Source organism: Bombella sp. ESL0385 (assembly GCF_009725755.1).
Lineage (GTDB): Bacteria > Pseudomonadota > Alphaproteobacteria > Acetobacterales > Acetobacteraceae > Bombella > Bombella pollinis.
Genome location: NZ_WNIJ01000002.1, coordinates 181,590 through 194,491, shown reverse-complemented (window position 1 = coordinate 194,491; position 12,902 = coordinate 181,590). Strand labels below are relative to the sequence as shown.

General features: G+C 54.1%; 12 protein-coding genes. 6 read left to right on the top strand and 6 right to left on the bottom strand.

From position 1 onward, the window contains the following. Window positions 1-28 precede the first annotated feature (28 nt). The 3 genes from queA to GM557_RS07150 form a co-directional block, all read right to left on the bottom strand. Entirely contained in the window at window positions 29-1,093 is a 1,065-nt protein-coding gene (queA, locus tag GM557_RS07160; RefSeq protein WP_155573670.1) for a tRNA preQ1(34) S-adenosylmethionine ribosyltransferase-isomerase QueA, read from the bottom strand. 81 nt (window positions 1,094-1,174) lie between these two features. Beyond that, window positions 1,175-1,780, bottom strand: coding sequence for a phospholipid-binding protein MlaC (locus GM557_RS07155; protein ID WP_230873309.1), 606 nt, complete (start codon window positions 1,778-1,780; stop codon window positions 1,175-1,177). Window positions 1,781-1,829: 49 nt separating this feature from the next. Continuing rightward, entirely contained in the window at window positions 1,830-2,597 is a 768-nt protein-coding gene (locus GM557_RS07150) for a VacJ family lipoprotein (RefSeq protein ID WP_155573749.1), read from the bottom strand. Between the two features lie 355 nt (window positions 2,598-2,952). Between GM557_RS07150 and GM557_RS07145 the strand changes: the two genes are divergently transcribed. Then, window positions 2,953-4,119 (top strand): aldose epimerase family protein, encoded by a 1,167-nt coding sequence (locus GM557_RS07145; protein ID WP_155573669.1) that lies wholly within the window; start codon window positions 2,953-2,955, stop codon window positions 4,117-4,119. A 211-nt stretch (window positions 4,120-4,330) separates the two neighbouring features. Here GM557_RS07145 and cysE read toward each other — a convergent pair whose 3' ends face one another. Both cysE and GM557_RS07135 read right to left on the bottom strand, forming a co-directional pair. Next, window positions 4,331-5,065, bottom strand: a complete 735-nt coding sequence (gene cysE, locus GM557_RS07140) for a serine O-acetyltransferase (protein WP_155573748.1) — start codon at window positions 5,063-5,065, stop codon at window positions 4,331-4,333. A gap of 91 nt (window positions 5,066-5,156) precedes the next feature. Beyond that, a complete protein-coding gene (locus GM557_RS07135) occupies window positions 5,157-6,377 on the bottom strand; it encodes an FAD-dependent monooxygenase (protein ID WP_155573668.1) in 1,221 nt (406 codons plus the stop codon). A gap of 197 nt (window positions 6,378-6,574) precedes the next feature. Between GM557_RS07135 and GM557_RS07130 the strand changes: the two genes are divergently transcribed. The 3 genes from GM557_RS07130 to GM557_RS07120 all read left to right on the top strand — a co-directional run bounded on the left by GM557_RS07130 (window position 6,575) and on the right by GM557_RS07120 (window position 8,756). Continuing rightward, entirely contained in the window at window positions 6,575-6,913 is a 339-nt protein-coding gene (locus tag GM557_RS07130) for a P-II family nitrogen regulator (protein ID WP_155573667.1), read from the top strand. Next, on the top strand, window positions 6,913-8,184 hold the full coding sequence (locus GM557_RS07125; RefSeq protein WP_155573666.1) for an ammonium transporter: 1,272 nt from the start codon (window positions 6,913-6,915) through the stop codon (window positions 8,182-8,184). The genes GM557_RS07130 and GM557_RS07125 overlap by 1 nt, the downstream gene beginning before the upstream one ends. A 113-nt stretch (window positions 8,185-8,297) precedes the next feature. Further along, window positions 8,298-8,756: a hypothetical protein gene (locus tag GM557_RS07120; protein ID WP_196424623.1), complete on the top strand. Its 459-nt coding sequence runs from the start codon at window positions 8,298-8,300 to the stop codon at window positions 8,754-8,756. A 53-nt stretch (window positions 8,757-8,809) separates the two neighbouring features. Here GM557_RS07120 and GM557_RS07115 read toward each other — a convergent pair whose 3' ends face one another. Then, complete coding sequence (locus tag GM557_RS07115) at window positions 8,810-9,709, bottom strand: 4-(cytidine 5'-diphospho)-2-C-methyl-D-erythritol kinase (protein WP_155573665.1); 900 nt, start codon at window positions 9,707-9,709, stop codon at window positions 8,810-8,812. Window positions 9,710-9,896: 187 nt separating this feature from the next. Between GM557_RS07115 and GM557_RS07110 the strand changes: the two genes are divergently transcribed. Then, complete coding sequence (locus GM557_RS07110; RefSeq protein ID WP_155573664.1) at window positions 9,897-10,721, top strand: uracil-DNA glycosylase; 825 nt, start codon at window positions 9,897-9,899, stop codon at window positions 10,719-10,721. A gap of 317 nt (window positions 10,722-11,038) precedes the next feature. Then, the gene (locus GM557_RS07105; protein WP_196424617.1) at window positions 11,039-12,877 is read left to right on the top strand and encodes a transglycosylase SLT domain-containing protein; all 1,839 of its coding nucleotides are present in this window, start codon (window positions 11,039-11,041) and stop codon (window positions 12,875-12,877) included. Window positions 12,878-12,902 lie beyond the last annotated feature (25 nt).

Sequence of the window (12,902 nt, the reverse complement as noted above, 5' to 3'; positions counted from 1 at the left end):
GTAAGGGTTGGGCGAGGGGTGGAGAGTGTCATGGGGTGCGCTCCAATAAGCAAGCATCGCCGTAGGAGTAAAATCGTAATCCCTCGGTGATGGCGTAATGATAAGCGTGGCGCATAGTGTCCGTCCCTGCAAAGGCGCACACCAGCATAAAGAGGGTTGAGCGTGGTAGATGGAAGTTTGTGAGCAGCGCATCAACAGCGCGGAAGCGGTAGCCCGGCTTGATGAAAATGGATGTCTCCCCCTGCCAAGGGTGAATGAGTCCATGCTCATCAGCCGCACTCTCTAAGAGGCGGAGGCTTGTCGTTCCCACGGCGACAATACGGCCCCCACGGGCACGTGTCTCATTGATTCGTTGGGCCGTTTCTGGGGTGATATGCCCCCATTCAGCATGCATTTTATGCTCGGCAATGCTACTGCGAACAGGCAGGAATGTCCCCGCCCCGACATGGAGGGTGAGTGTTTCCTGCGCGATTCCTTTGGCAGTGAGGGCTTTTAAGACGTCATTGGTGAAGTGTAGTCCCGCCGTTGGGGCGGCTACAGCCCCACGAAAGCGGGAGAAAATAGTGCGATAATCATGCGCATCCGCCTCTGTAGGGCCATGAGGCCGAGCAATATAAGGTGGCAGGGCCAGAGCTGCGCGGCGTTCTAAAAACCTATCGAACGCATCCCCCTCAACTGAAAAACGAAGGGTAATCGCTCCATCGCCCTCATTGGTGAGGATGGTGGCGGTGACGGGGTCATTCTCAAAATGGAGTGTATCATGAGGGCGTAATTTACGCGCATTGCGGGCAAGCGCGTGCCATTGCCCCTCTGGTAAGATGCGGTCGAGCGTGATGCCAATGCGAGCCTCGCCCCGGCGGGCTTCCATCTTAGCAGGGATGACCTCTGTATTATTTGCGATGAGGAGGTCGCCCTCTTTTAGCAGGTCTGGGAGGTTATGGATGTGGTGGAGGGTGAGGCGGGCCTGCTTTGTTCCTGTAAGGGCGGGGGGCATGACGTGGAGGAGACGCGCTGCATCACGCGGGCGGGCGGGTTCGATCGCGATAGAGTCGCGCGGGAGGGTGAAGTCGTAGAGGGAGAGTTCGTCTGTCATGCGATGTGAAGAAAGCAGGGATGCTTAGCGAAAAGGGGGCCGAACGCCCCCTTATGTTGGAACATCATAATGTGCTGCGCTTTATTGGCGGCCAAGCTGATGTTTTAGCGCATCAATAAGAGCCTGCACCTTATAGCCGTGGCGTGTGAGGTAAGCGGTGTAATCGCTGCGCTGGGTCATCCGCATGCTTGCGCCCTCGCCGTAGAGGTCCACAACCTTGGGAGGCTCGCCATCAATAACGGCTGTCATCATTACAGAAGGATGATTGGGACGGCTAATTTGGAGCGTCACTTTCTGCCCTGCGGGGGAAGCGACATTATCGACCAAACGGAAGGAGATATTCTCATATTCTCCCATCCGGGCGGTTACAGCATTGAGCAGCACATCCTCAAACAACTCAAGATAAATCTTTTGCTGTTCTGGCGTGGCTTGCTGCCAGAAACGTCCTAGGCAGTACCGCCCAATCCCTTGCACATCTATATTCTGACGCAGGAGCGGGAGGAGGGCGTTGCGTTTTTTATCCAATGTCGTGTTACTATTCATAACAGCGACTAACTTCCCGCCAAAATCATTAACGAACGCACTTGCTTCCTCGCTGGAAGGTGCGGCGAATGCCAACATGGGGGCGAGAGCGAGTAGGCTGGCAGCTCCCAAAATGGTGCGGCGTGTAAGCTGACGGAGCATCATGTGTGGGGAATCCTTCTAAAAAGGGCTGTCCTTAGTGAGGACGGGATTGTCAGTACCAGTCAGGCGTTGTAGCGCGGTGATCGGCCTTTAGGGCATCAATCTGGCTCTGACGCTGCTGCTGCCATGCACTCCGCATGAAGGCGTAAGGGTCTAGGCTTTGATGTTCTAGCTGGTCGAGCTGGTCTGTATTATCGGCGAAGGTATTGAATGTGCCAAGGATGTTATAGCCCCAGTTGAAGCTGATAAGCCCATAACCGCTGGGCACATAGTTAATTGGTGTTAGCCCCTGACCCAGCGCATAGCCCGCCGCATCGCGGAAGCTGCTTGGCCCTAAGCCGGGGAGAAAGAGATACGGACCGGACTTGACCCCCCAGAGGGCAAGGACCATGCCGGGGTCTGTCTCATGCTGCTTATAGCCCAAATGTTTGGCAACGTCATAAAAGCCCGCCGTTGTCATATTTAGGAGGAAGCGCATAAACGCATCACCAGCGCGGCGGGGACGCCCTGCCCCAACATCGGAGAAGAAGACCGCAGGCTCCCGCCATGTTTCATTCAATGTCGCAACCGAGGTGCGGATGGGCTGGGGAACATGCTTCTGCCAGAAACGTCCAACCGGGCGCAGAGCTTTGTGATACACCCACATATTGATGTTGAACATCTTGCGGTTAAAAGGCTCAAACTTATCATTTGCAGCTTTATAGTCAGCTAACTCATCAGGGTCTTTAGGGGGCTTGGCGGTGCATCCTGCAAGAGACGATAAAGTAAGGCAGCCGACCAGTGTGAACAGGGCAGCTTTTTTGCCCTTGTGATGCTGCATTGTGCTGCCTTTGCACGCCATGTTGTTGCCGCTCCTGCTTCTTTTAAGGCCCGGCTATGGGAGGTATCTCCCCTATAGGTGGAAAGGGGAAATGCCCAAACGGGAACGGGCCGGGACTGTAACGCATTAAGACTCTTATCTATGGCAGGTTATAAAACCTGCGCCAAGTGAACATAGGTTACTTATTTGGCCTTGCCTACCCCTTTCGCATAGCAGAATTGTAATAGAAAAGAGGGTATTGCATTTTTGCATCGTTAAGCGTTGAGATGAGTGCCTACCTTGGTGTGGATTATCCCTCTGTCATAGGCGGAGCTGCTCAGGGTGGGTTTATCTTTTCTGGAGTGGGAGAAATTACATGCCCCGTTTTCTAAAAAGCCGTGGTTGGCTTTTATCGGCTAGTGCCTTAGCCGCCAGTGTGGCTCTGTCTGGTATGGCTGTGGCGCACCCTAAGGTTAGTGTGCAGGACTGGGGGCATCTTTCCGACAAGCAGAAAGTAAAAGCAGTCACCCTCAGCAATGATAACGGCGTAACGGTTACTTTGCTGACCTATGGTGCAACCATTCATAAAATGGATGTCCCCGATAAGAACGGCCATCTTGGTAATGTTGTGCTTGGCTTCCCTAATATTGGGGAATATGAGCGCAATAATGGAGACCCTCGCTTCGGGGCTGTGCTAGGCCGCGTGGCGAATCGTATTACTAATGGCTCCTTCACGCTGGAGGGGAAAACGTATCATACCCTCACTAATGAAGGGACAAATACCCTTCATGGTGGGCCTAACAGCTTTGCTCAGAAGCTTTGGACAATCGAGCGCAAAGGTGTTGATGCTGACGGTGCTTATGTGGAGTTTAAGGTGGTTAGCCCTGATGGTGACCAAGGCTTCCCCGGCACGTTGACAACACATGCGATTTATCGTCTGCGCTCCGATAATACGCTGAGCCTGCACTTCCAAGCGACAACGGATGCTCCGACTGTTGTGAATCTCTCCACACATAATTATTGGAACCTCAATGGTGAGGGATCTGGCGCTGTGGATGATGAGATTGTGCAGATGTATGCGGACCATTACCTCAAGACAGATGCACAATCCATTCCGACAGGTGAGCTTGCCGCTGTTGATGGCACACCGTTTGACTTCCGTCAGCCGCGCCGTGTTGGCGATGGCCTACGTCAGCCGCACCCGCAGATGCTGCCTCAAACAGGTTATGATAAATGCATGGTCCTTAATGGGCCGTCCAAAGCGGGTGATGTAGAGCGCGTTGTGGCCCGTGTGACAGACCCTCATTCTGGCCGTGTGATGGAAGTCTCCACCAACATGCCGGGGATGCAGTTCTATTCTTCAAACCATATTTACGGCACATATTATGGTCTGGCGGGTAAGACATATCGGCAGGGTGATGCGCTTGCTTTCGAGCCGGAGTTCTTCCCCAACAGCCCTAATACGCCGTCCTTCCCCAGCATTGAGCTAAAACCGGGGCAAACCTACGATTATTCCATGAGCTTCCATTTCTCTCATCAATAAGAGGGAAGGGGGCTTATCAGCTCACTGACTAAAAGAGAGGCTGGCGTGGTGTCCTCCATCACGTCAGTCTTTTTTGTTGGAGGAAAGAGCGCACAGCCTCATGGGGCGGTTTTTGGGGAGTCGTGAAATCTTATCCACATTTCTCCCATTGCAACACACAGGATGATGCCCCAACCTATCCCCGAAACTGGGGATAAGTGGGGGATGTTGTTTAGATTTGGTAATTTAAGAAGTCTTGGTCCATATCGCCAAAACGGACGATGCGGGCAGGGTTGCCTACAGCGGTAGAGCGTGGTGGGACATTGCCAAGCACAACCGAGGCAGCCCCAACGCGGGCATGAGCCCCAATCTCTAAATAGCCGAGTATTTTTGCCCCTGCCCCAATCATGCAGCCTTGCCGGATGACAGGGTGGCGTTGGCCGCTATTTTTCCCTGTTCCGCCGAGGGTAACATTCTGAAAAAGGGAGACGTCATCCTCAATGATGGTTGTCTCGCCTATGACGATGCCCGTGCCGTGATCGATGGTAATGCGTTGGCCAATTTGTGCTGCGGGATGGATATCGATGCCGAATTTCTCATTCACACGGCTTTGAAAGTGATAAGCGAGCGGCTTGCGGTCAACGCGCCAGAGGTGATGAGCAATGCGATGAGCTTGCAGAGCTTGAAAGCCTTTAAAAAAGAGAAAAGGCGTTACGAGGTCCGGGCATGCCGGGTCCCGTTGAAATGTGGCGACAATATCCGAAGCAGCGGCACGGGTAATGGTGGGGTCATCTTCTAATGTAGAGGTGATGAGGCGCATGAGCGTTGGCTCGGTCATGGCGCGGTCAGTCAGCTTTGTGCTGAGGAGCGAGGCTAAAGCAGAGGCAAAATCTCCATGATTACAAATATTCACCGCAAAGAGATCTTGGATGAGCGCATCAGAGCAGCAACACGCTTGTGCCTGCATGATAGCCCAAAACTCAGCTAAAAAGCGTGGCTCAGAGGAGGATTGTGGGAATGTGTCAAGAAAACCGGCCATAAAAGATATGCCTTTAGAATTATAAACCCATGGCGCGCCGGACAAACCCTTGCCGTAGGGTTGGGAGCCGCCGTAGGGCCATAAGCCCTGCATGGCGGGCATGGCGAATGAAAGGGACATCCGTGCTGAAAAGACGCTCCATCATGTCACATCCAGCGAGCATGGCAAGATTACCGGGGCGGCTTAGCTGTTGGTAACGCCGTAATAAGGAAGGGGAGCCGAGGTCCTCCCCATGGGCGAAGGCCTCCCCCAATAGCGCAACGATCGTGCGGACATCACGAAAGCCAAGATTCATCCCCTGCCCTGCAACAGGGTGCAAGCCATGGGCGGCATCTCCCGCTAAAATCAGCCGTGTGGCGTAATAGCGATGGGCATATTGGGAGGCGAGTGGGTAGGTCCAATGCGTGCCGATAAGCTCCAGTGATCCAAGCTCCTCGCCACAAAGCCGTTCTTTAATGAGATGGGCAAAATGATGTGGGGCAAGGCTCGTGAAATGGGCGATGCGTTCAGCGCGGTCGGTCCATACAATGGCGGAGCGGTGGGGGTGGCCTTCTATGCTGGGGAGGGGAAGGCGGGCAAAGGGGCCTTGAGGGAGGAAGTTCTCCAGCGCACTACCATGATGAGGCAGCGTATGAGCTAACACGTTGACAAGGGCCGTCTTATGATAAGGGATGCGCGTTAGGCCGATTCCGGCTTGTTGGCGTAAGCGGGATTGGCGTCCATCAGCCGCGATGACTAAAGCTGCGGAGACTGTTTCACCCGTTGAGAGCGTGATACGGGCTTCATCTTGCGTAAACTGGAACTGCCCTGTAGCGGGGGCGCGTACATCCAGCCCCGGTTGAGAAGTGAGGGTGCTAGCAATAGCAGCGAGGAGGTTATGTGCTTCGACCATCCAGCCAAAAGAGCGGTGGTCTGGGGCATCCTCCTCGGTAAAGCTTAGCCCATCAGCAAGAGTGCTGCGGGAGGCTGCGGGGACTCGCCCTTGGCTATCTGTGACATGGATGGTCGTAATTGCCTGCGGTGGTAGGGGCAGGGCCTGCCAGATACCAGCCTCTTCTAATAAAGGGCGGACACCCTCGGCTAGGGCATAGGCGCGACCATCAGGGTTTTGGTCTGGCGTGGGGGAGAGAGGTGCGCGCTCTAGGAGAAGGATGCGGAGGCCTTTTTGCGCCAATAAGCACGCTATTGTCGCCCCGATGGGGCCACCACCATTAATGCAGAGGTCGTAATCTGTACGCATAAGCCATGTATCCTTCCCGGCCTGCAAAGAGAGGGCTGGAGGCCCCTCCAAGAGGGTGGCTTTTTTGCCAGAGGGGCGGGTCTTTTGTGTCTAGCTCTATCTTTGACGAAAAGAAAGACTTGCAGAAATCGTTGTGAAGGTGGCACGATTTCATTCCAGTGTAGTAACAGACCAACGGTAGAAAAGGGCCAGAGGGGATGAAGCTTGTAACGGCAATTATCAAACCGTTCAAATTAGATGATGTACGCGAAGCCCTTGCAGAGCTGGGTGTGCATGGGCTGACTGTGACGGAGGTGCGCGGTTTTGGCCGGCAGAAGGGCCAGACAGAAATCTATCGTGGGGCTGAATATACTATTAGCTTCATCGCCAAAATTAAGCTGGAAACGGTTGTTTCTGATGAGCGTGTGCCAGAGATTATTGAGGCCATTACCGAAAAAGCCCGTACAGGCCGTATTGGTGACGGCAAGATTATGGTCACAAATGTGGAGCAGATGGTCCGTATCCGGACAGGCGAGACAGGCGAAGGAGCCCTCTAATGCGTGCGATTGATACAGGCGATACGTCATGGATGTTGGTCAGCACGGCTCTTGTCTTGCTGATGACGGTCCCCGGCTTAGCGTTGTTCTATGCGGGGATGGTGCGGCGGAAGAATGTCCTCTCCACTATGGTTCAGTCCTTTGGGATTTGCTGTATTGTGAGCATTGTGTGGATGGTCCTCGGCTATAGCCTAGCCTTCTCGACAGGGACGGCGTGGATTGGTGATGCCTCTCGCTTTTTCCTACGGGGGGTTGCATCGCAATTCCATCAAGGGACGGACGGAGCCTTTACCTTAGGGGCGGGGACTCCGGCAGAAACACCTATGACCATCCCCGAGAGCGTTTATCTGATGTATCAGATGACCTTTGCCATCATCACACCAGCCCTGCTGACAGGGGCTTTTGCGGAGCGTATCCGCTTTGCTGGGCTGTGTGTTTTTACGATTCTATGGTCGTTGCTGGTTTATGCGCCGGTGGCTCATTGGGTATGGAGCCCACTTGGCTGGGTCGCTGGGTTAGGGGCTGTGGACTTCGCCGGGGGTACAGTTGTTCACATCAATTCTGGTGTGGCCGGGTTGGTTTGTGCCTTGATGATTGGCCGCCGTTACGGGCTAAAGCGTGATGATATGTCCCCCTATAATCTGGCTTATGCGATTATCGGGGCCTCGCTGCTTTGGGTAGGCTGGTTTGGCTTTAATGCAGGCTCTGCCCTTGGGGCGAATGGTCGGGCCGGTATGGCGATGCTCACAACACAGGTCGCTGCCGCTGGCGGTGGTGTAGGCTGGATGCTGGTAGAATGGTGGCGTCATGGCAAACCGACAGCGTTGGGGATTATCTCTGGCGTGGTGGCAGGGCTTGTGGCGGTAACACCGGCCGCGGGCTTTGTCCTCCCCGGTGGGGCATTAGCGATTGGGCTGATTGCTGGTGGTGTGTGCTTCTATAGTGCTGCGGTATTAAAAACACGTTTGGGGTATGATGACAGCCTAGATGCTTTTGGTGTGCACGGCGTAGGGGGCATTGTTGGGGCTTTACTGACGGGCGTATTTGCTTATGGTCCGCTCTCTGCCACGGCCTCAAACCCAGTTGGAGTAAGTGGAAGTTGGGCGCAGTTAGGGCGGCAGGCTGAGGCTGTGGGTGTGACGATTATATGGTCTGTTATCCTAACAGCTATCATCTTCTGGCTCGTCGATAAGACGGTTGGTATGCGCGTTTCCTCTGATGAGGAGCAAATGGGGTTGGACCTTGCCCAACATGGCGAGCGGCTCAACTAAGCGCATATGGTAGCTTTGCCCTTGAGTTGGGGTGAGGCTGCTTGTGGAATTATGGTGAAAGAGTGGTATTATTTGCCCCTCATTTGTTAGTTCGTTGTAAGGATATGAATGTGATGAAGCTATCCGTTATGGGCCTCTCTATGATGGTGTGTTCCTTAATCGGGGGGAATGCTGCTTTGGCTGCCCCTGCTATTGAGGCAGGTAAGCCCTCCCTAGCTGCCTGTCATAAGGCGTTTAATAATGCTAAGGCCTCTGGGACATTAAACGGGCAGGATTATGTGGCTTTTAAGCAAGCTCATTGTACTGATACGTCTGCGCGCGCCGTTGCGCCAAGTGAGGCCAAAACGCCAGCCGCCGCTCCAGCCCTTGTTGGGAGTGGGGATGTGCTTTTCCCTCAGCGCATCGCGCCTGAGTTTTCCTCCTTATCGGAAGGGAAAGCGCGGATGAAGACCTGCCTCGCCCAATATAATGCCAATAAGAATAATGGCCGTAATGGTGGGTTGAAGTGGATTCAAAAAGGGGGCGGTTATTATTCCGCTTGTAATGCCCGGTTGAAGGGCGCGGCTCGATAAAAGATTGCCCTTTGTGTTAGGGAGAAAGCCCGCTTGCAGAAGCGGGCTTTTTTTTACGCCAGTACAGCTCCCGCCCAGCACCACCATGTTTTTGCAACGGGGTGTTGTGTGAGGTGACGGGCTGCCTCTTGGGCAGCGTGAGGAGTATCGAATAACGCAAAGCAGGTCGCACCAGAGCCGCTCATACGGTTAAAACGGACCTGTGGGAGTTGGGCTAGATGTTCCAAAACCGTGGCGATGATGGGTTCCTGAGCGATAGCATGGGGTTGGAGGTCGTTCTCCGTTCCATTTAGGAAGGTGACGAGGGCGTCTATCGTAGGCCATCCTTCTGTAGGAAAGGACAAAGCGGCGCGTGCGCGTGGTCCACCCGTTGCAGCGAGTCGTTTAAAGATAGTCGGAGTGGAAACGCTCACGCCGGGATTAACAAGCATGATGCCCATTTTGGGTAAAGCAGGGGCGGTGGTGAGGATTTCGCCAATGCCTTCCATGCGTGTTGCTTTTTGCTGCAAACAGACAGGAACATCCGCTCCCAGGGTTGGGGCAATAGCAACGGCGGCCTCTGATGAGAGGCCCCAATAGCGTGTCAGCAGTCGCAAGGCACAAGCGGCGTCGGCAGAGCCACCCCCAATGCCAGAGGCGATGGGGAGGTATTTATCAAGCTGTAAGAGAGCGGCAGGGAGGGCTTCTTTGTCTCCCTCATGATGCGCCCGCAGGGCTGTTGCAGCGCGGAGGACGAGGTTATTGCCATCAGCCTCCAGCCCTTTGGAAAAAGGCCCTTGGAGAATGAGGCTTTCGTTTTTTTGTGATGAAGGGGCCGCGCTGAGGGAAAGTTCATCCCCCGCGCCAGCAAAAATAGCAAGACTATCCAAAAGGTGATACCCATCATCACGGCGGCCCGTTACATGAAGGAAGAGATTGATTTTAGCGTGCGCTGTGTCTTGATGCAGCACCATGGCAGGGCATCCTCATTTTATTAAAGCCGGACAATTTGGTAGGGCCTTGTTACGGTTTATCAGGTCCGGGTGGGTGTTCATCTATGCGTGGTCTATGTAACAGATTAAGCCGCTATAAGCTATGAAGGTGGATGGTTGGGTAGCTGTGTTAGAATCGTATAGATAAAAAGAGAGTTTTTAGAGTTTCATGGTTGTGTCTTCGTTTTCATCTTCATCATACCCCGTGCAGGATGTATTAGCGGCTTTGCGTCTGCATCAAGAGTGGGGCGTGGATGAGCTGATAGAGGATGTGCCGTGGGCTATATGGCAAGAGGAGCCCGCCCGCCCCGCGATAGGGAGAGGGGGAGTGGCCCCTTCTTCGTCATCCGCAGAGCGGCTGACAGCCAAGCAGGAAACGCGTAGCCTCCAAGAGGCACAGGCTGCGCTTGCTAAGGCAGAAGACCCCGAGGCGTTATTGCAAGCAGGCCGTCATATACCCGGCGTGACGCTTGCACGGACAGCCAAGCATCATCTCGGGCTTCATCTGGTCAAGGACGCGCCTTTTTTATTGATTGGGGATGTCCCAAATGAGGATGAGGACCGCCATGGCACGCTCTTTGCGGGGGAGATGGGGCGACTATTAGAGCGCATTTTGGCCTCTATTGGGATGAAGCGTGAGCAGCTCTCATGTGTGCCTGCGATTCCGTGGCGGCCACCGGGGGGGCAGCGTGTTTCTCAGCGGGAATTAGAGCTTTGTGTGCCTATTTTGCATCGGGCGATTGCTTTAGCGCAGCCTTCACGCATTGTGACGATGGGGGCAACGCCTGCATGGATGTTGCTACGCCAAGAAGTACGGCTTAGCCAGTTGCGGGGGCGATGGCATGAGGTGATGATTCCCTCTATGGCTGCGCCGATCCCTCTTTTACCGCTCTGGCATCCTGCTCAATTAGGAGATAATGCAGGGCGGCGGCGGCATCTTTGGGCGGATATTCTTTTACTGGAGGAGACTCTTCAGAAAGAGAAGGTAAGGTGAAGATTAGCGAGTCGTTTATATGAATAAAAGATTAACGGCCACATCTAACAAAATGGTAAAGGGAAGTCTCATAAATTGGGGAACTATGCAAAAAGAGAAAGAAATTGCTGGTTTCTTTACTAGTGTATGCCTATCTTGGGGAAGACGCTGGGAGCGTTGGCTTTATTTTCAAGGGTTGTCAGTGAAGAAAAAGCGCGTTACGCCCCGGCATTATGCGATGGATATTTCCAGGTGGGTCTAGCGCAGTAAGATGTGGCGTTCTATTGAGCGTGGCATTGCTGGCTGGTCACACTGTTTTTCCGGCGCAGGGGCAGGGTATGTCTCTTCCGTCCCACGTGCCGGAGCATTTTGAAGGTGAGCGTCATGGCGCATCACCTCACCCTATAGGGGAAGCTTCTTTGCCGCGGCCATTGCCTGCGGCTGTTGCGGAGCGTTATCGGGCCCTCTTTACTGCCGTGCGGGAAGGGGATGTTACGCGTTTAGAGGCATTAAATTACGCCTCTGGCCCAGATAGCACAGCGGAGCGTTTGCTCCTGCCCGATTATCTGGCCGAGCGTTATCTTAGCACTATCTTTCATCCCTCTGTGGCAGAGCTGAGTAGCTGGTTGCAGCATTATGCCTCTTTGCCCGATGCGCCTTTTATCCAACGTAAATTAGATGATATGCGTCGCGGGGGTGATGCTTCCACCACGGCGGATCTACCCAGTGGGTATGATAATGTAGCGGACCTTCATCGGGTGGAGAAAGCCGTACCTTTCTCTCAAACATTGGTGCGTAACAGCCGTTTAGACCGTGCGTTAATGGATGAAGCCTCCCAAGGCGTGGCAGGCGCACAGCGGGCGGTGGCCCAGCTAAAATCTACCCCCGGGATGACAGCATCTTACGCGGCCCAGTTGCATGGCGAGATAGCGATGCAGTTGCTCAGCCAAGGGGAGACGCGTAGCGCATTGCGTATTGGCGCAAATGGTTTGGATGTAGGGCATTATAAAGTCGGGTTCCCTGCTTTTGTCGCTGGGTTAGCGGCATGGCGCGAGGGTTATACCGATGCCGCGTATGATTTGTTTGAAAATGCCGCCAATGCAGAGCAAACCGATGGTGAGATTCAGGCTGCGGCTTCTTTTTGGGCGGGTCGCGTAGCGGAGAGGCAGGGGAAAGCCAGCCTTTATCACACATGGTTGCACCGGGCCTCTACACAAAGTGAGAGTTTTTACGGCCTGTTAGCGGGGCGTATGCTGCATGATGACCATACAGCAGAGACAGCTCTCTCGGGTGTATTATCCCATATTGGCTTGGCAGGTGCGGCTCAAACCTCCTTGAGTGAGGTGGATATTAATGTGGTTTCTTCTATGGAGGAGGGGCCGCATTTCTTCGCGTTGCTACAGGTTGGGGAGCAAGGACGGGCAGAAATGCTCGCCCGCCAGATGTGGCAGGATGCCCTTGTGGACCCTGTAAGGGCGCATTCTTTGCAACTTGTTGTGCAAAAAGCAGGGATGTTGGCTTTAGCAGAGCAGATGCAGCATGCTTTAGAGCGGTTGGATCATAATGAGTTAAAAGAAGTGCTCGGCCCCCTCCCAGAGCTGCACCCTTATAATGGCTTTCGTCTTTCTTCGGCTCTTGTTTACGCTGTAGCGCGTATGGAGTCGAACTTTGATGCTTCTGCGGCTTCCTCTGCGGGGGCGTATGGGATGATGCAGGTACGCCCTGTCACGGCGGGGGTGGTGAATGAGCAATATCATCTCCCACAAGCGGTCCCTACCTCTGCGGGGGGGCGGTTTTATCAGGAGATGCAAAGGCGTCTGCGTGAGCCGGGGTATAATTTAGAGGTCGGGCAGCTTTATATGCTCTATCTTGCCCGGAATATCGGGCAAAATGAGCCGAATAATGAAGCGTCCTTACTAAAGGTTTTGGCCTCTTATAATGCAGGCCCGCAAGCCATTAACCGCTGGCAGAGTGGGCAAAGAGGCTTGCAAGACCCGCTTATGTTCATCGAATGCCTCCCCAGCCCGGAGACACGGCGTTATGTGCGGAATGTTTTGACCAATGATTGGGTCTATGGCCGCCGCCTGCACGTAGCGACACCTTCTCTTATAGCCCTTGCGGCGGGTCATTGGCCGAGTTTTAGAGAGGAAGAGGAGGAGCATGACTCGCCGAGTTAGGCGCGGCGTCTATGCAAAGTGAGGT

What these genes read in the sequence shown, in the direction of transcription:
- GM557_RS07155 (WP_230873309.1), bottom strand. Translation starts at nt 1,780, where the DNA reads ATGATGCTCCGTCAGCTTACACGCCGCACCATTTTGGGAGCTGCCAGC.
- GM557_RS07110 (WP_155573664.1), top strand. Translation starts at nt 9,897, where the DNA reads ATGGTTGTGTCTTCGTTTTCATCTTCATCATACCCCGTGCAGGATGTA.
- GM557_RS07115 (WP_155573665.1), bottom strand. Translation starts at nt 9,709, where the DNA reads ATGGTGCTGCATCAAGACACAGCGCACGCTAAAATCAATCTCTTCCTT.
- cysE (WP_155573748.1), bottom strand. Translation starts at nt 5,065, where the DNA reads ATGCAGGCACAAGCGTGTTGCTGCTCTGATGCGCTCATCCAAGATCTC.
- GM557_RS07135 (WP_155573668.1), bottom strand. Translation starts at nt 6,377, where the DNA reads ATGCGTACAGATTACGACCTCTGCATTAATGGTGGTGGCCCCATCGGG.
- GM557_RS07150 (WP_155573749.1), bottom strand. Translation starts at nt 2,597, where the DNA reads ATGCAGCATCACAAGGGCAAAAAAGCTGCCCTGTTCACACTGGTCGGC.
- GM557_RS07145 (WP_155573669.1), top strand. Translation starts at nt 2,953, where the DNA reads ATGCCCCGTTTTCTAAAAAGCCGTGGTTGGCTTTTATCGGCTAGTGCC.
- GM557_RS07120 (WP_196424623.1), top strand. Translation starts at nt 8,298, where the DNA reads ATGAAGCTATCCGTTATGGGCCTCTCTATGATGGTGTGTTCCTTAATC.
- GM557_RS07125 (WP_155573666.1), top strand. Translation starts at nt 6,913, where the DNA reads ATGCGTGCGATTGATACAGGCGATACGTCATGGATGTTGGTCAGCACG.
- queA (WP_155573670.1), bottom strand. Translation starts at nt 1,093, where the DNA reads ATGACAGACGAACTCTCCCTCTACGACTTCACCCTCCCGCGCGACTCT.
- GM557_RS07105 (WP_196424617.1), top strand. Translation starts at nt 11,039, where the DNA reads ATGTCTCTTCCGTCCCACGTGCCGGAGCATTTTGAAGGTGAGCGTCAT.
- GM557_RS07130 (WP_155573667.1), top strand. Translation starts at nt 6,575, where the DNA reads ATGAAGCTTGTAACGGCAATTATCAAACCGTTCAAATTAGATGATGTA.